Source organism: Pararhizobium qamdonense, assembly GCF_029277445.1.
GTDB lineage: Bacteria > Pseudomonadota > Alphaproteobacteria > Rhizobiales > Rhizobiaceae > Pararhizobium > Pararhizobium qamdonense.
Map to the genome: position 1 here is coordinate 1,658,678 of NZ_CP119566.1, position 20,474 is coordinate 1,679,151.

Consider the following 20,474-nt stretch of genomic DNA (forward strand, 5'->3'; position numbering starts at 1 on the left):
ATGAACCTGACACCCCGTGAAAAAGACAAACTGCTGATTTCGATGGCAGCGATGGTCGCCCGCCGGCGGCTGGAGCGCGGCGTCAAGCTCAATCATCCTGAAGCGATCGCGCTGATCACCGATTTTGTCGTCGAGGGCGCCCGCGACGGCCGCTCGGTGCCGGATCTGATGGAAGCGGGGGCGCATGTCATCACCCGCGCCCAGGTGATGGAGGGCATCCCCGAGATGATCCACGACATCCAGATCGAGGCGACCTTTCCGGACGGGACCAAGCTGGTCACCGTTCACGAACCCATTCGCTGAGGGAACGGCCGTGCTGCAACTGAGACCCAATTGCGAATGCTGCAACAAGGACCTGCCGCCCGGCAGCCGCGAGGCGATGATCTGCAGTTTCGAATGCACCTTCTGCACCCAGTGTGTTTCCGAGGTTCTCGACGGACAATGCCCGAACTGCAGCGGCGAACTTGTGCGCCGCCCGGTTCGCCCTGCCGCCAAGCTCGGCAAGTTCCCGGCCTCCACAGAGCGGGTCTTGAAGGCCGAAGGCTGTGCGCCGATCAAGGCTGCCTGAACAGGAGAGATGATACGATGATCCCCGGTGAAATTATTGCGGCAAGCGGTGATATCGAGCTGAATGCAGGGCTGGAAACCGTGTCGCTGGAGGTCTCCAACAGCGGCGACCGGCCGGTGCAGGTGGGCAGCCATTATCACTTCGCCGAGACGAATGCGGCCCTTCTGTTCGACCGCCCGGTGGCGCATGGCAGGCGGCTCGATATCCCGGCCGGAACGGCCGTGCGTTTCGAGCCCGGGCAGACCCGCAGCGTCACGCTCATTCCCTTTGCCGGAAAGCGCGAGGTCTATGGTTTCCGCCAGAAGGTGATGGGTAAGTTATGAGGCGTTTTTTCTTCGTATCAGGCCTGATTACCGCCACGCTTTTTCAAGGCATTGTTTCTGCGCAGGCGCAAGACCAACCGAATGTCGATTGCGCCAATGCCGAGACCCAAACTGACATGACGATCTGCGCCAACAAGGATTATGAGGCGGCCGATACCGAGCTGAACGCGGTCTATAAGAAGGCCATGGCGGCGATGAAGAATGCCGATAAGGACCTTGGTGAGATCGACGCAAATTATCCCGGCGCCGTCGATGCCCTGAAGAAAGCGCAGCGGGCCTGGATCGATTATCGTGACGGGCAGTGTGAGCTGGCCGGGTTTGAAGCGCGGGGAGGATCGCTTGAGCCGATGCTGGTATCCGTCTGTCTTGCCGGCCTGACGAAGAAGCGTAGCGAGGAACTGAAGGGCTTTACCGAAAGATTTGGAAACTGAAAGATGGGAAACCGAGCGATAGGGAAACCGAATTGCCCGTGACCGCGCGCCGGACCATCATGATTGTTGGAAACGGGACGATGCCAAAAGGCGCGGCCGCTGTTATCGACGCTGCCGACCTGGTGATCCGCTTCAATGATTGCCGCTCCTGTGGCGCGGGCGGCGAGAAGACGGATATTGTCGCCGTCTGCAACACCGGGCGTCCGGCGCTTTCCATGCTGGGTGGCGGTGTCTGGAAGAGCCATGCGGCCGTTCGGCAGGCGGCTTCGATCTGGTGTGTCCGTGATGGCGCCAAGTTCCAGGCTCTGCGCGGGAAACTTAATGTCACGCATCCGGATCTCGGCGATCTCTGCGACGACTATACCGATGGTTTTTTCGCCTTTGCGCAGGCGACCGGGCGGGGCTTCCATACGGTTCCGGCCTTGACGCATGAGAGCGTCGATGCGGCGCTGGAGCGGTTCGATCCGGGTGCCTATGTCGTGCCGAGCAGCGGCCTGATCGTCATCGCCGAAATCCTCGCACATTGGCGCCAGCCGGGCGACCGCGTGGTGCTTGCCGGTTTCGGCCATGCGGGCTGGGAGGGGCATCCGTTTGCGGCGGAAAGGGAAATGGTCGAAGACTTTATTCGCGAAGGGAAGCTGGAGAGGCTCGAACCTTCCATTGCTAAGTCGTCAGAAAATCCTTACATTTTGGCAGAAAGGTAAGGAAATAATTATGGCTGAATCTGCAAAAATCACGTCGAAGAATCAGATCACGCTGCCTGCGCGGGTCCGCAAAACGCTGGGGATCGGCGTGGGCGACAAGGTGGATTTTGTTGCCACAGCCAATGGCACGTTCGAACTGAGGTCCCGCAAGGAGACGCTGGCCGGTCTGCGCGGCGCGATCAAACCCGGCCAGACGATATCGGATGGGGACATCGACAGCTGGATACAGGACGCGCGCTCGGCGGGCGGGAAAGTCAGCGATGATTGGAATTGATACCAACGTCCTGCTGCGCTGGCTTGTCGATGCCGGGACGATGGATGACGCGCCGGATCAGACATGCGTCGTTGAAGACCTGATCCTTCACAGTGAGGAGCAGTTTTTCGTCAATCATATCGTCATTGCGGAAACGATATGGGTGTTGCGAAACAGAATGGGCCAAAAGAAGACGATCATTCGCGACATCATCGAGCGCATCTTGCACGCGGCCAATGTGACCGTTCTCGATCCCGACAGTGTCAGCAGCGCTCTGAACAGCTTTTTGAACTATCCCGGTGATTACTCTGACCATCTCATCGGAGAGGTCAACAGGAAAAACGGTTGCCGAATGACGATGACGTTCGACAAGGCAGCATCGAAATCTCCCAATTTTTCCGAACTTCAGAGGTAGACCATGTCCTACAAAATGTCGCGCGCGGCCTATGCCAGCATGTTTGGTCCCACCACCGGCGACAAGGTTCGGCTGGCGGATACCGAATTGTTCATCGAGGTGGAGAAGGATTTCACCACCTATGGTGACGAGGTGAAATTCGGCGGCGGCAAGGTCATTCGCGACGGCATGGGCCAGAGCCAGGCAACGCGGGCTCAAGGCGCTGTCGATACCGTCATCACAAATGCGCTGATCGTTGACCACACCGGCATCGTCAAGGCCGATATCGGTTTGAAGAACGGCCGGATCGCGGCGATCGGCAAGGCTGGCAATCCGGATACGCAGCCGGGCGTGACCATCATCGTCGGCCCGTCCACCGAGGTGATTGCGGGCGAGGGCAAGATCGTCACGGCAGGCGGCATGGACGCCCATATCCATTTCATCTGCCCGCAGCAGATCGAGGAAGCGCTGATGTCGGGGATCACCACGATGCTCGGCGGCGGTTCCGGCCCTGCGCATGGCACGCTGGCGACAACCTGCACGGGCGCCTGGCATATCGAGCGGATGATCGAGAGCTTTGACGGCTTTCCGATGAATCTGGCGCTGGCCGGCAAGGGCAATGCCTCGCTGCCGGCGCCGCTGGAGGAGATGATCCTTGCCGGCGCGTCCAGCCTGAAGCTGCACGAGGACTGGGGCACGACGCCTGCCGCCATCGACAATTGCCTGTCGGTCGCCGATGCCTTTGACGTTCAGGTGATGATCCACACCGACACGCTGAACGAAAGCGGCTTCGTCGAGGATACGATCGACGCCATCAAGGGCCGCACGATCCATGCCTTCCACACCGAAGGGGCAGGCGGCGGTCATGCGCCTGACATCATCAAGATCTGCGGCCAGTCGAACGTCATCCCGTCCTCGACCAACCCGACCCGGCCCTACACGATCAACACCTTGGCCGAACATCTCGACATGCTGATGGTCTGCCATCACCTGTCGCCGTCCATTCCTGAAGATATCGCCTTTGCCGAAAGCCGGATCCGCAAGGAAACCATTGCGGCCGAAGACATTCTCCACGATATCGGCGCCTTCTCGATCATTTCCTCCGATAGCCAGGCGATGGGCCGGGTCGGCGAGGTGGCGATCCGCACCTGGCAGACCGCCGACAAGATGAAGCGGCAGCGGGGAAGGCTGGCTCAGGAGACCGGCGACAACGATAATTTCCGGGTGCGCCGCTATATCGCCAAATACACCATCAATCCCGCCATCGCCCAGGGTCTTTCCCATGAGATCGGCTCGATCGAACCGGGCAAACGCGCCGATCTGGTGCTGTGGAACCCTGCCTTCTTCGGCGTGAAGCCCGACATGGTCCTTCTCGGCGGCATGATCGCGGCCGCTCCGATGGGCGATCCCAACGCCTCCATCCCGACGCCGCAACCGGTGCATTACCGGCAGATGTTCGGCGCTTTTGGCAAGGCACGGACGAATTCCTCGGTCACCTTCGTGTCGCAGGCCTCGCTGGACGGCGGCCTGCAGGCGCGCCTTGGTGTTGCCAAGCAGTTGATCGCGGTGAAAAACACCCGTGGCGGCATCAGCAAGGCCTCGATGATCCACAATAGCCTGACGCCGCATATCGAGGTCGATCCCGAAACCTACGAGGTGCGCGCCGATGGCGAGCTTTTGACCTGCGAACCGGCAACCGTCTTGCCGATGGCGCAACGCTACTTCATGTTCTAGAATAGTTGCTCATCAAGAAAGAATGCCGATGTCCTGGAGAAGGCCCTTGCGCTGGCTGGCGGCCGTCCTGCTCACGGCAATCCTGTGCGTTGCCGCCGGGACATTCGTGCCGCGTCCCCTGTGGCCTGTGGCGAAGGCCGGAACGGCTGTGGGCGAAACGCACCGGATCCTCGTGCTCTCCAATCCCATCCACACGGATATCGCCATTCCGGTCACCGCTGAGACGCTGGCCCGGTTTCCGTTTCTGTCGGAAAGCGGCATGCCGGTTGCGCATCCGGATGCGCGCTGGCTGATTTTTGGCTGGGGCGGGCGGGCCTTTTATATGGAAACGCCGGCCTGGTCGGATCTGAAGCCGGTGCCGTTGTTCAAGGGATTGACGCTGGACCGCTCCGTCGTCCACGCCGATGTTGCCGGCGAGATCATCGAGCCTGCCGATCATATTGCCAGTTTCGAGATCGGCACGGAGGGATATCAACGCCTGCTGTCTTTCATCGAGGCCAGCTTCGCGACGGTGGATGGGCGCATCGCGGCGATACCGGATGCAGGTTACGGAGAAAACGACCGTTTCTTCGAAGCCAATGGCTGGTTCAGCGCTTTGAGAGGTTGCAATACCTGGACGGCGAAGGCCCTGCGCGAGGCTGGGTTGCAGACCGGCTGGTGGAACCCATTGCCGGTTTTGCTGTCGGCATCGCTGACGCTGTATAACTGAATTCATTGGCTTTTCGCCGCAGGCATAGACATGCGCGCGGTGCAGGTCAGCCATGCGCGGCATGTTTTTCGTGCCCTTTGTGCTGCATCGCAACAGGACTTGCTGTAGAAAACAGGTGACCTCCTGTGCCTTGTTCCTCCCAAGACCTGCCGCGCGGGGGCGTCTGTCTTTCAAGGAGTTTATCATGATCATTGGCAGAAAAGTGCCGTCCGTTACCTTCCGTACGCGCGTTCGCGACGAAGCCGTTGGTGGTGCCAATCCATTCCGTTGGCAGGATGTTTCGTCGGCGGATTATTTCGGCGGCAAGCGCGTCATCCTGTTCTCGCTGCCGGGCGCCTTCACGCCGACCTGCTCGACCTTCCAGCTTCCCGATTTCGAAAAGCTGGCGGCTGATTTCCGCGCAGAGGGCATTGACGAGATCTACTGCATTTCCGTCAACGACGCCTTCGTCATGAATGCCTGGGGCAAGTCGCAGAACCTTGAAAACGTCAAGCTGATCCCGGATGGGTCCGGCGAGTTCACCCGCAAGATGGGCATGCTCGTGTCCAAGGACAATCTCGGCTTCGGCATGCGCTCCTGGCGTTATGCTGCCGTCATCAATGATGGTGTCGTCGAGCAGTGGTTCGAAGAAGACGGCTATTGCGACAATGCCGACAGCGATCCCTATGGCGTTTCCGCGCCGCAGAACATTCTTGGCGCGTTGCAGTCGGAAAAGATCGCGGCCTGATCTCAGGCCTATGTCCTTTCCATGACATCCGGCGCCGGGTTTCTTTGGTCTGGCGCCGGATTTTTTTGTTGTTACAGTGGCATGAATGAATTTGAAGGCTTGCTGAATGCCCTATCGCTCGACCGAAATCCTGTCGCCCGGCCCGGCCGGCATCATACCGCTGCACACCATTGCGCTTGCCCACGATCAGCGCCATCTGCGCCGCAAACTGCTGCATCTCGACAATGACGATGTGGTGATGCTCGATCTCAAGGAAGCCGTCATGCTGGCTGACGGTGATCTTCTGGTGCTCGATAGCGGCGATCATGTGCGCATCGCAGCCATCTCCGAGCCGCTTTACGATATCCGCCCGCGCGATCCGCTCCACCTGATCGAACTCGCCTGGCATCTGGGCAACCGGCATCTGGCCGCCGAAATCCGGCCGGACCGGATTTTGATCCTGCGCGATCCCGTCATCAAGGCGATGCTGGAAGGTTTGGGCGCGACGATCGGCGAGGTCACGGAACCGTTCCAGCCGATGCGCGGCGCCTATCACGGGTCCGGCGGGCATTCGCACGGCGGCCATCATCACGCCCATGACTGATCTGGCCGGGACGCAGGCGCTTTTGCGGTTGGTGACATGGTTGTCGCCGGCTTTTCCGGTCGGCGCGTTCTCCTATTCCGGCGGGCTCGAACAGGCGGTGCACGATGGTCTGGTGACCGATGCGCCAGGGCTTGCGGCATGGCTGCAGGCGCTGATCGAGCATGGTTCTGCCTGGAATGACGCCGTGCTGTTGGCCGAGAGCTACCGTGCCTGTGGCGATGCGCCAAGATTGGCGGCGGTGCGGGAACTGGCGGAAGCTTTGGCCGGATCGCGCGAGCGGCACATGGAAACGATGCTGCAGGGCGAGGCGTTCCTGACGGCCGCAGCCCATTGGCCGCATCCGGGCCTTGAAACGCTCCACGGTGCTATCGCCTATCCCGTTGCCGTCGGTGCGGTTGCGGGCATCCATGGAACGGGGCTGGAGGCAGCGCTTGCGGCCTACCTGCATGCAAGTGCCTCCAATCTCGTTTCGGTGGCGATCCGGTGTGGCGTTACCGGGCAAACGCATGGTCTCGGCGTGCTGGTCAAGCTCGAGCCGGTGATCTCCGCGACGGCGGCGCGGGCCGCAGCCACGACGCTGGACGATCTCGGCTCTGCCACCATCACGGCCGATATTTCGGCCCTGCGCCATGAGACATTGCATTCGCGGCTCTTCCGGTCCTGACGGTTTCGAGCGCCCGCTTTCTTGAAAGGAATATTGCGATGAAATCTGCCAATGGTCCCCTTCGCGTCGGTATCGGCGGCCCGGTCGGCTCCGGCAAGACGGCGCTGACGGACAAGCTCTGCAAGGCGATGCGCGCGCAATATTCGGTCGCCGTCGTCACCAACGACATCTACACCAAGGAAGATGCCGAGGCGCTGGTGCGCATGCAGGCGCTGCCCTCCGACAGGATCGTCGGCGTCGAGACCGGCGGTTGTCCGCATACGGCCATCCGCGAGGACGCGACGATCAACCTGCAGGCGATCGCCGATCTCAACCGCCGCATTCCCGATCTCGATGTGATCTTCATCGAATCCGGCGGCGACAATCTGGCCGCGACGTTTTCGCCCGATCTGGCCGATATCACCATCTATGTGATTTCGGTCTGCCAAGGCGAGGAAATCCCGCGCAAGGGCGGGCCGGGCATCACCCGCTCGGATCTGCTGGTGATCAACAAGAAGGATCTGGCACCCTATGTCGGCGCCGATCTCGATGTGATGGAGCGCGATGCCAACCGCATGCGCGCCGAGCGGCCCTTCGTGTTTTCCGATATGAAGCGCGGCGATGGTATCGAGACGATCGTCGAATTTTTGCGGGTCGAAGGCGGGCTTTAGAGCGCTTCATCTTTAAACGGAAGCGATTCTGTTGGCTCAAAACGGCCGTTCCACACGAAGGATGGCGCAGAGCGATGCCGACCCATCGGGCCAGCCATCCGACACAGTGGACGGCCGTTTTCAGCCAACCCGGAGGGCCGGATGAATTTCGGCCATGACCGGCTGCGCCCGTCTCGACCGCAGCTTCTGCTGCGCTCTTCGCCAGCCACCTTGGTTCTGGCCGAAATTCCTTCCGGCAGAATGCTTCCGTTTAAAGATGAAGCGCTCTAAGCTTTGCCGTCCAAACAAAAAAGCCCGGCCGCATCCACGATGCGGCCGGGCTTTTTTATAAGGCAGGCCCGCACCCCTATTCGGCTGCGAGATGGATGACGTTGCCGCTGCGTTTGGGGCCTTCCAGCTTGTCGAGCCGTTTTTCCAACGCGTCGATCGTCTTGGCCTGATCGGTGACGATGCCGGTCAAAGCTTCGTTTTCAAGAACATCCAGTTCGTCGTCCTTCTTGCCGACGAAGCGGCCGAACAGCCAGCCGATCAGGCGCGAGACGTCGTCCATGATAAGAAAGAACGACGGAACCACGAGAAGCGACAGCACGGTGGAAACGATGATGCCGCCGATCACGGCAATTGCCATCGGCGCGCGGAACGAACCGCCTTCGCCGACGCCAAGTGCTGAAGGGATCATGCCGGCCGACATGGCGATCGACGTCATGATGATCGGCTGGGCGCGCTTGCGGCCGGCTTCGATCATGGCCTGGACCCGCTCCATGCCATGGCGCTTCATCTCGACGGCGAAATCGACGAGAAGAATGGCATTCTTGGTGACGATCCCCATCAGCATCAGCACCCCGATCATGACCGGCATCGAAAACGCGTTGCGTGTCAGGATCAGCGCCACCGCGACGCCGCCAATCGCCAGCGGCAGCGACAACAGGATGGTGAACGGCTGGATCACATCCTTGAACAACAGGATGAGCACCACCAGAACCATCAGCAGGCCAAGCAGCATGGCGTTGCCGAAGCTCTGCATCATCTCGCTCTGGATCTTGGCATCGCCGCTTTCGGCAAGCCGCACGGTCGAGGGCAGCTGCGTTTCATCGACGATCCGCTTGAACTCGGCTGTCGAGGTATCGAGTGCCGTGCCCTGCGGCACGTCGGAACCGATCGAGGCGACACGATTACGCGCATTGCGCAGAATCGAGCTCGGTCCTTCCGAGTAGCTGATATCAGCGACACTATCGATCGGAACAGTCGCCCCCGATGCGGTCTTCACCTTCAGGGCACCGATCGACTGCAGATCACGGCGGACGTCGAGCGACGTCTGGACGCGGATCGGGATCAGCCGGTTATCGAGCGAGATCTTGGTCAGGGCTGCATCGACATCGCCTGTCGTGGCAACGCGGATGGTCTGCGAGATCTGCTGTGGCGTGATGCCGAGACGGGCGATTTCATCCTTGCGCGGATGGATCTGCAATTCCGGCCGGGGCAGGGCCCCTTCGGAACTGACATTGGACAGGATGGGTGAGGCGCGCAGCTTGCCTTCCAAGAGGCCGATGGCTTCATTCAGGTCGTCCTCGTTGGATGACAGGAAATTGAAGGTCAATTCACGCTCGCCGCGATCGTTGAGCTTGGTGATGCGCACATCCGGGATGCCGCGCAGGTTGGCGAAAATATCCTTCTCGACATCCCACTGCGGACGCGTGCGGCCATCCATCTGCATTTTCGGCATATATTGCCCGATCAGCGGAAGATTGCCGAGGCCCTTGTTGACAAGGGTTTTCACCAGCGAGTGATCGATCGTGCCGAGAATGATGCGGACGGTGGCGCGGCGCAGTTCGAGATCGCCCTTCGGAGACGCACCGCCGAGAATGAAGACGCTCTCGACGCCATCGATACCACGGACCGCATTGTAGATCTGCTCGGTCGTGTTGTCGGTTTCAACCAGCGTCGCGTTGGGGGGCAATTCGACCGAAAGCACGACACGCGAAGCATCGTCCGGCGGCATGAAGCTGCCGGGGACCTGCGCCATCAGGAAAAGCGAGCCGGCCAGGAACGCGAAAGCGGCCAGCATCGTGGCATAGCGCATGTACCAGCGCCGGGTCGTGGCGCTGACCAGCCAGGTATAGCCCTTCATCAGGCGGCCGTCATTGTCGTGATGGTCGTCGACGCCATCCTCGGGCTTCATCAGATAGGCTGCCATCAGCGGCGTGATCAGGCGCGCCACCATCAACGAGAAGAACACGGAGAAGGCGACGGTCAGGCCGAACTGGATGAAATATTGCCCGGCAACACCCGGCATGAACGAGACCGGCACGAAGACCGCGATGATCGTGAAGCTGGTGGCAATAACCGCCAGACCGATTTCATCGGCGGCATCGAGCGACGCCCGGTACGGCGTCTTGCCCATCTTGATATGCCGGGCGATGTTCTCGATTTCGACGATGGCGTCATCGACGAGAATACCCGTCGCCAGCGTCAATGCCAGGAAGCTGACGAGATTGAGCGAGAAGCCCATCAGGTCCATGATCCAGAATGTCGGGATCGCAGACAGGGGAAGAGCGACGGCGGCGATCAGCGTGGCACGCCAGTTTCTGAGGAACAGAAGCACGACGATGACGGCGAGGATCGAGCCTTCGAGCAGCGTATGCAGGGCTGCTTCATAGTTGCCGTAGGTGAAATAGACGGCGTCGTCCACCATCGCGATGTTGACCTCGGGATGGGCCGCGCGGACGGTTTCAAGGCTTTTTGCCACCGTTTCGGCGACCGAGACTTCGCTGGCGCCCTTGGACCGGAACACCGCGAAGGTGACCGATGCATCGCCATTGAAGCGCGAGAAGGATTTCTGCTCCTCGTAGGTATCGGTGACGGTGCCCAGATTGGAGAGTTTGACAAACCGGCCATTGGGAAGCGCGATCGTCGTATTGGCCAGCTCGGCGACGTTGCGGGCGTCGCCCAGCGTGCGGATGGTCTGCTCGTTGCCGCCGATCTGGCTGCGGCCCGAGCCAAGATCGACATTGGTGCTGCGCAGCTGGTTGTTGACGTCAGGCGCGGTGATGCCGAAGGAATCGAGCTTGCTCGGATCGAGCTCTACCTTGATCTCGCGGTCGGAGCCGCCGTAGCGGTCGATCCGGCCGACACCGACCTGGCCCTGCAGCGCGCGCTTGATCGTGTCATCGACAAACCAGGACAGCTCTTCGAGCGTCATGTCCGGCGAGGTGACCGAGAAGGTCTGGATCGCCTGGCCTTCGACATCGATCTTGGTGACGACCGGTTCTTCGACATCGGCGGGCAGGTCGCTGCGGATGCGGTCGATGGCGTCCTTGGTGTCCTGAACGGCTTCTTCCGTCGGCTTTTCGATGCGGAAAACAACGCTGGTGAGCGATTGTCCGTCGGTCACCGTGGACTGGATTTCATCGACGCCGGCGATCGAGGCGACAGCGTCCTCGACCTCCTTGGTCACCTGCATTTCCAGTTCCGACGGCGACGCGCCGTTCTGGGTCACGGTTATGGCCACCACCGGAACGTCGATGTTGGGAAACTTGGTGATCGGCAAGGCATAGAAGGATTGAATGCCGAGGTAGAGCAGCAGCGCAAAACCCAGGATCGGTGCGATCGGATTGCGGATGGACCAGGCGGAAAAGTTCATCGCGAATGACCTCGATCAGTTCGATACTGTTTCGGCGACTGCAGGCACCGGCTTGATGCGATCGCCATCGCGCACGAAGGCGCCTGCTTTGGTGATCACGCGGTCGCCCTCCTTCAGGCCGGTCCGGATTTCGATCAAGCCGTTATCCTGTATGCCGGTTTCAACCTGAGCCACATGGGCGACGTCGTCCTCGACCTTGCGGGCGACCATGCCGTCCTTGGTATTGGTGACCGCCGAAAGCGGCAGGACCAGCGCCTGCTTTTCCGTGACGATGATCTGTGCCCGGGCATACATGCCCACTCTGGCTTTTTCAGGTTCCAGCAGGGTGATATAGACATTGCCGAGGCGTGTCTGGCTATCGACCACCGGCGAGATCAGCCGGATTTGCCCATCGACCTGAGTCTTGCCGTCGGCTAGCGTCACCTTTGCCTTCTGGCCGATCTCCAGCTTCGGCAGGTCGGCTTCGATAATATCGGCCTTCATCTCGACGGCGCCGTCGCGGATGATGGTGAACAGCGGCTCGCCCGTGCCGTTTGCGATGGCGCCGACCTTTGCTGTGCGGGCCGAGACCACGCCGGCGACCGGCGTTTTCACATCCGTGCGCACCAGGCGCAGGTCGACATCGGAAATCTGCGCTTCGACGACCTTGATATCGGCCTTGGCAACGGAGACCAGCTGATCGGCCGAGCGAACGCGCGCAAGTGCTGCGGTTGCGGAGGCCTTTTCCTGGTCGCGCTGCGCCGTCGACATCGATCCCGCCTCGGCGAGCTTTTTCGAGCGGTCGCTGACCCGGACCGCTTCGTCGGCATTGGCCTGCGCTTCGGCGAGCTGCGCCTCATATTGGGCAAAGGCGGCCTCGGCCTTGGCTAGGCTTGCGGCATACTGGCTCTTCTGTAGCACCAGCATATCCGGGTTGAGGGTCGCCAGCGTGCTTTCAGCCTCGACCCGGTCGCCGACATCGGCATTCAGCGTGCGAATGGAAAGGCCATCGACAAGCGGGGACACATAGGTTTCGTCCACGGCCTTGACGGCGCCGGTTGCCATAACCCGGTCAACGATCAGCCTTGTCTCGACCTGGCTGACGACGATCGACGGCAATGCCTGTTCGGTTTTTTGGGGAGCTGCGGCCTGCGCCAATGCGGTACCCGACGATAGCGTCAGGAGCAGGGCAGCGGACATTCCAAACGCAAACGTCGTGTAACGGGCCATCGGCTCACTTTCCTAAAATTCCAGTTAAGTCTGTTTCCTGACGCTGCCCGCCTTCATGGAAGGTTCGCTGCCGCCGTCTGCCGGAAGGAAGGGAATGCCGCTTCAACCGTGTTGAGCAAATGTTCCCCCGCATCCTCCTCAAGATGCCTCGGGCCGTATTTAGTCAGGCCCATCAGGCGATGCAAGATGATAGAAATAAAGAATGGTTCCTCATTATTTTATTTGTTGAGACCCATCAACGCAACTTCTGTTTTATGTCCTTTTGTTGCGCATCCGTGTTTTTCCTGTGTCTTAAATGCGAAACGCGCGGGACCAGCCCGCGCGTTTCCAAAGCGAAAACAGATGTAAAACCGCCTACTTGAGGGCGGCGTCGGTGATCTCGTGGGTGAAAGCGCCTGTCGGCTCCTTGCTGATGACGGGATCGGAGCCGCCCTTCAGCAGCGAGGCAACGGTGCGTTTGTAGTCGGCGTCATCCAGCGCGCCGTTCGAGCCCGCCGTCAGTTTGGCGACTTCGCTCATCATGCGCTTCTGGTGTTCTTCCGTCTGGGCGCCGGTTGCGTCGTTCTCCAGAACGATCCCGGCGGCTTCGTCGGTATGCTCCTCGGCATATTTCCAGCCCTTCATCGAAGCGCGGACGAACTTGACCATCTTTTCCTTGAAGGCCGGGTCCTTGAGCTTGTCCTCCAGCACGTAGAGCCCGTCTTCCAGCGTGGCTACACCCTGATCCTGATATTTGAAGACGGTCAGGTCTTCCGGCTTGATGCCGGCGTCGATCACCTGCCAATATTCGTTATAGGTCATGGTGGAGATGCAGGCTGCCTGCTTCTGGATCAGCGGATCGACGTTGAAGCCCTGCTTGAGGACCGTGACGCCATCCGGGCCGCCATCGGTCTTCAGACCGAGCTGGCTCATCCAGGAGAGGAACGGATATTCATTGCCGAAGAACCAGACGCCGAGCGTCTTGCCCTTGAAATCGGCAGGCGAGGCGACGCCGGATTCCTTCAGGCAGGTCAGCATCATGCCCGAGGCCTTGAACGGCTGGGCGATGTTGACGAGGGCAACGCCCTTTTCGCGGGTTGCAAGTGCCGACGGCATCCAGTCGACGACCACATCGGCGCCGCCACCGGCGATCACCTGCGGCGGTGCGATATCAGGGCCGCCCGGCTTGATTTCGACATCGAGGCCTTCGGCTTCATAAAAGCCCTTGTCCTTGGCGACGTAATAGCCAGCGAACTGGGCCTGCGTGACCCATTTCAGCTGCAGCACCACCTTGTCGGCGGCCATGGCATGGAATGCGGACAGCGAAAAAGCGCTTGCCAGCAGCAATGATGCAAGTCTCGTCTTCATGTCAGTTCCCTTTTTTGTTGTGCCGGCCCGACGCGGGCCGGCGGCTTTTTTATGGTGCCTGCCCACCACGGACAGGCATTTCTCAGGCCGTCCGCGAATTGCGCACGGACGGATGCCAGAACGTGACAGCCCGCTCGATCAGCGCCACTATCCCGTAAAACGCCGAGCCTGCCACTGCCGCGACAGCGATTTCGGCCCAAACCATATCGACATTCATGCGCCCCACTTCGGTGGAGATCCGGAACCCCATGCCGACGATCGGCGTGCCGAAGAATTCGGCGACGATGGCGCCGATCAGCGCCAAGGTGGAGTTGATCTTGAGCGCATTGAAAATGAAAGGCCAGGCCGCCGGCAGGCGCAGCTTGATCAACGTCTGAAACCAGCTGGCGGCATAGGTATGCATCAGGTCGCGCTCCATCGAACTGGCCGCAGACAGGCCGGAAACCGTGTTCACCAGCATCGGGAAGAAGGTCATGATGACGACAACGGCGACCTTCGACTGCCAGTCGAAGCCGAACCACATGACCATGATCGGCGCGACGCCGATGACGGGCAGGGCGGAGACGAAATTGCCAAGCGGCAGCAACCCCTTCTGCAGGAAGGGCGAGCGGTCGATGGCAACGGCCACAAGGAAACCCAGGCTGCAGCCCAATGTATAGCCGATGATCACCGCCTTGAGGAACGTCTGCTGGAAATCGGCCCAGAGCGTCGGCACGGAATTGATCAGCCGCGTCCAGATCATCGAGGGCGGCGGCAGGAGGACGGACGGTACGTTAAACCCCCGCACGACGCCTTCCCACAGAACCAGGATGCTGACGCCGAACAGCAAGGGCACTGCAAGGCGAACCGCCCGGTTGGCGGGCACGTTTCTGAAATTCTGGCGCACCAGCCATTCATTGGTGGCCCAGGCTGCAATCCAGAAGGCGATGGCGCTGAACAGAATACCGGAATTCATGGCTTGACCCCCATGCGTTTGAGGACGGCGGTATGGGCAAAGCCGACGATGATCACCAGGGTTGCCGCAAGCGCTGCCGCCATGAACAGGGCCGACCAGATCTGCACCGTCTGGCCGTAATAGGAGCCGGCAAGCAGCCGGGCGCCAAGACCGGAGACGGCCCCGGTCGGCAGCTCGCCGACGATCGCACCGACGAGCGAAATGGCGATGGCAACCTTCAGCGAGGCGAACAGATAGGGCATGGACGACGGCCAGCGCAGCTTCCAGAAGGTTTGCGCCGGGCTGGCATAATAGGTGTGCATCAGGTCAAGCTGGATCTGCTCGGGACTGCGCAGCCCCTTCACCATGCCGACGACGATCGGGAAGAAGCTGAGATAGGTGGAGATCAGCGCCTTGGGCAAAAGCCCGGATATGCCGATGGCATTGAGCACGACGATGATCATCGGCGCGATGGCCAGGATCGGGATGGTCTGGCTGGCGATGACCCAGGGCATCAGCGAGCGGTCCATCGCCCGGTTGTGGACGATGCCGACGGCAAGCAGAATGCCGAGCACGGTGCCGATGCCAAAGCCGAGCAGGGTCGCCGAAAGCGTGATCCAGGCATGATAGACAAGGCTGCGCTTGGAGGTGATCGGCATCAGGAAGGTCGTGTTCCAGATCTCGGCGATCACCTGATGCGGGGCAGGAAGCACCGGCCGCTGCTGGAACATGGTTTTCGGCAGGATTTCCGAGAAGGTGATCTCAGATCCGGCGCGCGCCGCCGTATCGCGCTCGAACGGCGCATTGAGAAACACCACCGCCAGATACCAGATGACGAGCACGGCAAGGAGGATGACGCCCACCGGCATGATCCTGTCTTTGATGATATTTGGCTTTTCCATGCTTAAGCCTTCCCGCCGGCAGGCATCAGCATCAGCCCCATCGCCACGACCCCAAGGGCGACACCTGCCATCTGCGGCAGGGTCATTCGTTCGCCGAAGACGGCAAAGGCGATGAAATTGACCAGCAGCAGCTGCGCAATCGCCGAGGCCGAAATAGCCAGCCCCAGCCCGCCCTCGCGCATCAGCCGCACCATCATCAGATTGCCGAGGCAGTAAAGGCCGAGTGACAGGAGAAGGATCAGGATGTTGTTGGTGGACACATAATAGCGCGATGCGGTGGCGGCGCTGAGGAAGATGGCCATGGAGGCGGAGAGCCAGAGGATGAAGGAGAGGTTCATGGATTCGGCTCGCTCTGCAGAAATTGCGAAATGGCGCGCTCTATCGTCAGGAAAACATAGTCTGGAGCGTCGATGACATCCGCATTGTCGAAGCGCAGGACGGTGAAGCCCTGGGCCTTCAGGAACCCGTCTCTCTGCCTGTCGTGTTTTCGCCCCTCCGGTGTCTCATGGCTATCACCATCGACTTCGATGACAATCCGGGCTGACAGCCAGGCGAAGTCAGCGATGTATGGGCCAATTGGCGTTTCCCGACGGAACCGGCCGCCGCGCGCACGAAAATCCCGCAGCATGTTCCACATTCTCGCTTCGGCCTTGGTCAACTCGGTGCGGAGTTTTTTTGCTCTGGTGCGGGTTTTGGGGTCGATATTCGAGTGCGGCAAGAAAGACCCCTCCCGGTTCGCTGCGCTCACCACCCTCCCCACAAGGGGGAGGGAGGAACCTGCGGCCCCCACATCGGCCACCATCAATTTTCCAGGCTGCTGCCACACTTTGAAACTTGCTGGATAGCGAGTACTCCGCGTCCTGGCTGTTGCCTTGTCAAAAGAAGAAGCTGCGGCAAGCGCGGTCGAGCCCCTCCCCCTTGTGGGGAGGGGTTGGGGAGGGGTCTTCGCCACAATCCCAATCATCCTACTCGTCATAACTATGCCCCGCTCTCAATCCTTCACGCACCCGGTGCGCAATCGCAAGGAATTCCGGGGTTTCGCGGATACCGAGCGGGCGCTCGCGGGGCAGGGTGGATTCGATGATGTCGGTGACGCGGCCGGGGCGGGGGCTCATGACGACGATCTTGGTGGAGAGGTAGACCGCTTCCGGGATCGAGTGGGTGACGAAGCAGATGGTCTTGTTGGTGCGGTCCCACAGTTTCAGCAATTGTTCGTTGAGGTGATCGCGGACGATTTCATCGAGTGCGCCGAATGGTTCGTCCATCAGCAGAAGATCGGCATCGAAGGCAAGGGCTCTGGCGATCGAGGCGCGCTGCTGCATGCCGCCGGACAGTTGCCAGGGGAATTTCTTGCCAAAGCCCGTCAGGTTGACCAGGTCCAGCGTGCGCTCGATCCGCGCCTTCTGGTCGGCTGCGCTATAGCCCATGATCTCCAGCGGCAGGGCGATGTTCTTTTCGATGGTGCGCCAGGGGTACAATGCCGCCGCCTGGAAGACATAGCCATAGGAGCGGTTCTTGCGGGCGTCCTGCGGTGTGGTGCCATTGACGGTGATCGAGCCGGAGGTAGGCTTTTCAAGATCGGCGATGACGCGCAGGAAGGTGGTCTTGCCGCAGCCGGAGGGGCCGATGAAGGAGACGAAATCGCCTTTGTTGACGTCGAGATTGACGCCTGTCAGGGCGTTGACCGGGCCGTCATTGGTCTCAAAGGTCAGGCCGAGATCGCGCGCCGAAACGACGGATGCTGGTGTTGTTGTCATTGTATCCGATGCGCTCCGCCCTGAATGCCATTGCTGGGAAAGTTGATGTGATGTCATCCCGCCCCCTGCTTGCGATAGTCGTACTGCATATTTTTCCAACGCGGTATGCCGTTGGCGATATCGTTGTCACGCAGATGTGGACATGCCTGCGGGGTCAGTTCTCGCCGGCGGATTTCCCCAGAGCGGCGCCGCGCAAACAGGGAAGTGTCATCCCAATGTCTGAACGGGAGGTTCGTTATCGGTGCCGCGTTGGCTGGCCCATGGAGCCGCCTCTTGCCCGCCGGCGGGGGACAGAGCGACCGGGTTGATGGAAGGCAGCGGCTCATCTGCATTTTTTCAGCGGTCCCCAGCGTGTTTGTTTTGAAGCGAATTATTTCCGGTGCAGCCGAAGTGCCCGGTATCATTAGAGATACGGCCACCGCTATCAAATGCTGCGCAATCCTGGGTTTTCAACGATCAATCTCCCGCTCAAAACATGGCTTTAGACTCATGCGATAGAGAATGTAGAACGTGACCATTCCTGCGGGAATGGTGTCAAATGACAGAACGAACGAAGCACTGTTGTTCGACCGTCCTGTGGTCAAGTTTGAAAACATGCCTATGAGCGACTTGGCCAAAAATATTGCGACCGATGGTGCGACCGCTCCGCCTAGCAGAAGCACTGTCAGGCTGCGAATGCGGAAATATCGCATCACCCAAAGGAAAGCCAAAGTAAACGGCAGACCGAGAACGATCAGCGCCGCCAGCGCGAAAGGAAGATGAAATACAGAGAAGATGCCCACACCGATCGGCGTGGGGAAGAAAAAGAGTTCTGCGGCCACGATCCTCGTCACCAACCATGCGACAAAACCTGCGGGCACGGCCAGTATGTAGCCGTACATCACCTGCCACACATCAACTGGACCTGCCCCCACGATGATCACACCCCGCTGGCCGGGATGCCGGTCCGCTGCACCTTGCGGGGTGCGGTAATGTCCTTCCAGGTCGAGAGCGCCTTGTTGACGGCGGTGTAGGGCTCGCGTTTGACGAATTTGCCCTGGCCTTCGCGGGTCTTCACCGTCGATTCCTCGATGGCGACAATGCCGGCGGTCAGCGTGTAGCGCGGCAGGCCGGTGACCTGTTTGCCCTCGAAGACGTTGTAATCGATCGCCGATTGCTGGGTTGCGGCCGAAATGGTCTTTTCGCGCTTCGGGTCCCAGACGACGAGATCGGCATCGGCGCCGACCAGGATCGCGCCCTTCTTCGGATAGATGTTGAGGATCTTGGCGATATTGGTCGAGGTAACGGCCACGAACTCGTTCATGGTGATGCGGCCGGTGGCGACGCCGTGCGTCCACAGCATCGGCATGCGGTCTTCAAGCCCGCCGGTGCCGTTGGGGATCTTGGTGAAATCACCGGCGCCGAAGCGTTTCTGCGCCGTGGTGAAGGCGCAGTGATCGGTAGCGACCACCTGTAGGGACCCGGCTGAAAGTCCAGCCCAGAGACTGTCCTGATGCTGCTTGTTGCGGAACGGCGGCGACATCACGCGGCGCGCGGCATGGTCCCAATCGGGATTGGCATATTCGCTTTCATCCAGCGTCAGGTGCTGGATCAGCGGCTCGCCATAGACGCGCATGCCGTTTTGACGGGCGCGGCGGATGGCCTCATGCGCCTGTTCGCAGGACGTGTGCACCACATAGAGCGGGCTGCCGGCCATATCGGCGATGATGATGGCGCGGTTGGTGGCTTCGCCCTCGACGGCGGCCGGGCGCGAATAGGCGTGGGCCTCGGGGCCATTATTGCCGTCCGCCAGCAGCTTTGCCTGCATCTGCGCGACGATATCGCCGTTTTCGGCGTGCACCATCGGCAGTGCGCCAAGCTCGGCGCAGCGCTGGAACGAGTGGAACATCTCGTCGTCATCCACCATCAGCGCGCCCTTGTAGGCCATGAAGTGCTTGAACGAGTTGATGCCCTTGTCCTCTACGATCGTCTGCATCTCGTTGAAGACCTGCTCGCCCCACCAGGTGATCGCCATGTGGAAGGAGAAATCGCAATTGGCCCGCGACGTCTTGTTGTCCCACATGGTGAGCGCTTCGAGCAGCGACTGGCCAGGCGCCGGCAGCGCGAAATCGACGACCATGGTCGTGCCGCCGGACAGTGCCGCGCGCGTGCCGCTCTCGAAATCGTCGGAGGAATAGGTGCCCATGAACGGCATTTCGAGATGCGTATGCGGATCGATGCCGCCGGGCATGACATAACAGCCGGTCGCATCCAGCGTCTCATCACCAGTGAGATCAGGCCCGATCTCCACGATCCTGCCACCATCGATCTTGACGTCGGCCTTGTAGGTGAGGTCGGCGGTGACGATGGTTCCGTTTTTGATGACTGTGGTCATGGATCGGATTTCCTTCTGTTTTTTACGGTAGCGGCCGGCGAGTAGAAGCCCGAGGCTGGGTCTTCTTCCAGCGCTCCGTCAAGGGCGGCCAGAATGGTTTCGAGGACGGATGTGCGTCCCTTGGAAATGTCATGGTTCCAAAACCGCAACACGGAATAGCCCTGTGTGTTGAGCCACACCGTTCGGGCGGCATCATAGCGGCTTTCGGCATGATGAAATCCATCGATCTCGACGACGAGCCGACGCTCTCGGCACACGAAATCGACGATGTAGGGTCCCAGCGGAATTTGCCGTGCAAACTTGAAGCCGTTCAGCCGCCGGGCGCGCAGATCGCTCCAGAGATTGTATTCTTCCTCGGTCTCATTTTGCCGCAGGTGTCTTGCAAAGGCGGTCTTGCCCGAACGGCGTTTGGTTGCATCGTTCTTCGGCATGCGCGGCGCCCCCTCATCCGACCCTTCGGGCCACCTTCTCCCCGTGGGGGAGAAGGGAAAAACCGCTGGCGGCGTCCTCCCTCCCTTCTCCCCTTGGGGAGAAGGTGCCCGCAGGGCGGATGAGGGGGTGAAGCGCACTG

The 20,474-nt window shown here is 60.5% G+C and carries 23 protein-coding genes and 1 pseudogene; 13 read left to right on the top strand and 11 right to left on the bottom strand.

From position 1 onward, the window contains the following. The 13 genes from PYR65_RS07955 to ureG all read left to right on the top strand — a co-directional run bounded on the left by PYR65_RS07955 (window position 1) and on the right by ureG (window position 7,740). Window positions 1-303 carry an urease subunit gamma gene (locus PYR65_RS07955; protein ID WP_037099076.1) on the top strand — a complete coding sequence of 101 codons (303 nt, stop codon included), beginning with the start codon at window positions 1-3 and terminating at the stop codon, window positions 301-303. A 10-nt stretch (window positions 304-313) separates the two neighbouring features. Then, window positions 314-568 (top strand): DUF1272 domain-containing protein, encoded by a 255-nt coding sequence (locus tag PYR65_RS07960; RefSeq protein ID WP_276120577.1) that lies wholly within the window; start codon window positions 314-316, stop codon window positions 566-568. A 17-nt stretch (window positions 569-585) separates the two neighbouring features. Further along, complete coding sequence (locus PYR65_RS07965; protein WP_276120578.1) at window positions 586-891, top strand: urease subunit beta; 306 nt, start codon at window positions 586-588, stop codon at window positions 889-891. Beyond that, window positions 888-1,322, top strand: coding sequence for a lysozyme inhibitor LprI family protein (locus PYR65_RS07970; RefSeq protein WP_276120579.1), 435 nt, complete (start codon window positions 888-890; stop codon window positions 1,320-1,322). Before PYR65_RS07965 ends, PYR65_RS07970 begins: the two co-directional genes overlap by 4 nt. Window positions 1,323-1,360: 38 nt before the next feature. Beyond that, on the top strand, window positions 1,361-2,026 hold the full coding sequence (locus tag PYR65_RS07975) for a Urease operon accessory protein (RefSeq protein ID WP_276120999.1): 666 nt from the start codon (window positions 1,361-1,363) through the stop codon (window positions 2,024-2,026). Between the two features lie 10 nt (window positions 2,027-2,036). Further along, complete coding sequence (locus PYR65_RS07980) at window positions 2,037-2,300, top strand: AbrB/MazE/SpoVT family DNA-binding domain-containing protein (protein ID WP_060639727.1); 264 nt, start codon at window positions 2,037-2,039, stop codon at window positions 2,298-2,300. Next, entirely contained in the window at window positions 2,287-2,694 is a 408-nt protein-coding gene (locus PYR65_RS07985; RefSeq protein WP_276120580.1) for a PIN domain-containing protein, read from the top strand. Before PYR65_RS07980 ends, PYR65_RS07985 begins: the two co-directional genes overlap by 14 nt. A 3-nt stretch (window positions 2,695-2,697) precedes the next feature. Continuing rightward, window positions 2,698-4,407 (top strand): urease subunit alpha, encoded by a 1,710-nt coding sequence (gene ureC / locus PYR65_RS07990; protein WP_276120581.1) that lies wholly within the window; start codon window positions 2,698-2,700, stop codon window positions 4,405-4,407. A 28-nt stretch (window positions 4,408-4,435) separates the two neighbouring features. After that, complete coding sequence (locus PYR65_RS07995) at window positions 4,436-5,116, top strand: TIGR02117 family protein (RefSeq protein ID WP_276120582.1); 681 nt, start codon at window positions 4,436-4,438, stop codon at window positions 5,114-5,116. Between the two features lie 187 nt (window positions 5,117-5,303). Next, window positions 5,304-5,843 carry a peroxiredoxin gene (locus PYR65_RS08000; protein WP_276121000.1) on the top strand — a complete coding sequence of 180 codons (540 nt, stop codon included), beginning with the start codon at window positions 5,304-5,306 and terminating at the stop codon, window positions 5,841-5,843. 106 nt (window positions 5,844-5,949) lie between these two features. Continuing rightward, window positions 5,950-6,426: an urease accessory protein UreE gene (ureE, locus tag PYR65_RS08005; protein ID WP_276120583.1), complete on the top strand. Its 477-nt coding sequence runs from the start codon at window positions 5,950-5,952 to the stop codon at window positions 6,424-6,426. After that, window positions 6,419-7,090 (top strand): urease accessory protein UreF, encoded by a 672-nt coding sequence (locus PYR65_RS08010; RefSeq protein WP_276120584.1) that lies wholly within the window; start codon window positions 6,419-6,421, stop codon window positions 7,088-7,090. The genes ureE and PYR65_RS08010 overlap by 8 nt, the downstream gene beginning before the upstream one ends. A 38-nt stretch (window positions 7,091-7,128) precedes the next feature. Further along, window positions 7,129-7,740: an urease accessory protein UreG gene (gene ureG, locus PYR65_RS08015; RefSeq protein WP_060639732.1), complete on the top strand. Its 612-nt coding sequence runs from the start codon at window positions 7,129-7,131 to the stop codon at window positions 7,738-7,740. Window positions 7,741-8,086: 346 nt separating this feature from the next. On the opposite strand, the gene PYR65_RS08020 is transcribed toward ureG, so the two are convergent. The 11 genes and pseudogenes from PYR65_RS08020 to PYR65_RS08070 all read right to left on the bottom strand — a co-directional run. Next, complete coding sequence (locus PYR65_RS08020) at window positions 8,087-11,380, bottom strand: efflux RND transporter permease subunit (protein WP_060639733.1); 3,294 nt, start codon at window positions 11,378-11,380, stop codon at window positions 8,087-8,089. Window positions 11,381-11,395: 15 nt separating this feature from the next. After that, entirely contained in the window at window positions 11,396-12,589 is a 1,194-nt protein-coding gene (locus tag PYR65_RS08025) for an efflux RND transporter periplasmic adaptor subunit (protein WP_276120585.1), read from the bottom strand. Window positions 12,590-12,943: 354 nt separating this feature from the next. Then, window positions 12,944-13,936, bottom strand: coding sequence for an ABC transporter substrate-binding protein (locus PYR65_RS08030; RefSeq protein ID WP_060639735.1), 993 nt, complete (start codon window positions 13,934-13,936; stop codon window positions 12,944-12,946). A gap of 82 nt (window positions 13,937-14,018) precedes the next feature. After that, complete coding sequence (locus PYR65_RS08035; protein WP_060639736.1) at window positions 14,019-14,891, bottom strand: ABC transporter permease; 873 nt, start codon at window positions 14,889-14,891, stop codon at window positions 14,019-14,021. Then, complete coding sequence (locus PYR65_RS08040; protein WP_407951316.1) at window positions 14,888-15,739, bottom strand: ABC transporter permease; 852 nt, start codon at window positions 15,737-15,739, stop codon at window positions 14,888-14,890. Before PYR65_RS08040 ends, PYR65_RS08035 begins: the two co-directional genes overlap by 4 nt. 35 nt (window positions 15,740-15,774) lie before the next feature. Then, a complete protein-coding gene (locus PYR65_RS08045; RefSeq protein WP_060639738.1) occupies window positions 15,775-16,110 on the bottom strand; it encodes a hypothetical protein in 336 nt (111 codons plus the stop codon). After that, window positions 16,107-16,520, bottom strand: coding sequence for an endonuclease domain-containing protein (locus PYR65_RS08050; RefSeq protein WP_276120587.1), 414 nt, complete (start codon window positions 16,518-16,520; stop codon window positions 16,107-16,109). The genes PYR65_RS08045 and PYR65_RS08050 overlap by 4 nt, the downstream gene beginning before the upstream one ends. A gap of 217 nt (window positions 16,521-16,737) precedes the next feature. Further along, window positions 16,738-17,529: an ABC transporter ATP-binding protein gene (locus PYR65_RS08055; RefSeq protein ID WP_276120588.1), complete on the bottom strand. Its 792-nt coding sequence runs from the start codon at window positions 17,527-17,529 to the stop codon at window positions 16,738-16,740. A 449-nt stretch (window positions 17,530-17,978) separates the two neighbouring features. Next, window positions 17,979-18,452 carry a hypothetical protein gene (locus tag PYR65_RS08060; RefSeq protein WP_276120589.1) on the bottom strand — a complete coding sequence of 158 codons (474 nt, stop codon included), beginning with the start codon at window positions 18,450-18,452 and terminating at the stop codon, window positions 17,979-17,981. Beyond that, a complete protein-coding gene (hydA, locus tag PYR65_RS08065; RefSeq protein WP_276120590.1) occupies window positions 18,449-19,903 on the bottom strand; it encodes a dihydropyrimidinase in 1,455 nt (484 codons plus the stop codon). Before hydA ends, PYR65_RS08060 begins: the two co-directional genes overlap by 4 nt. Beyond that, a pseudogene (locus tag PYR65_RS08070) lies at window positions 19,900-20,465 on the bottom strand (endonuclease domain-containing protein); the annotation flags it as partial. The gene hydA and the pseudogene PYR65_RS08070, both read right to left, overlap by 4 nt. Window positions 20,466-20,474: the final 9 nt, after the last annotated feature.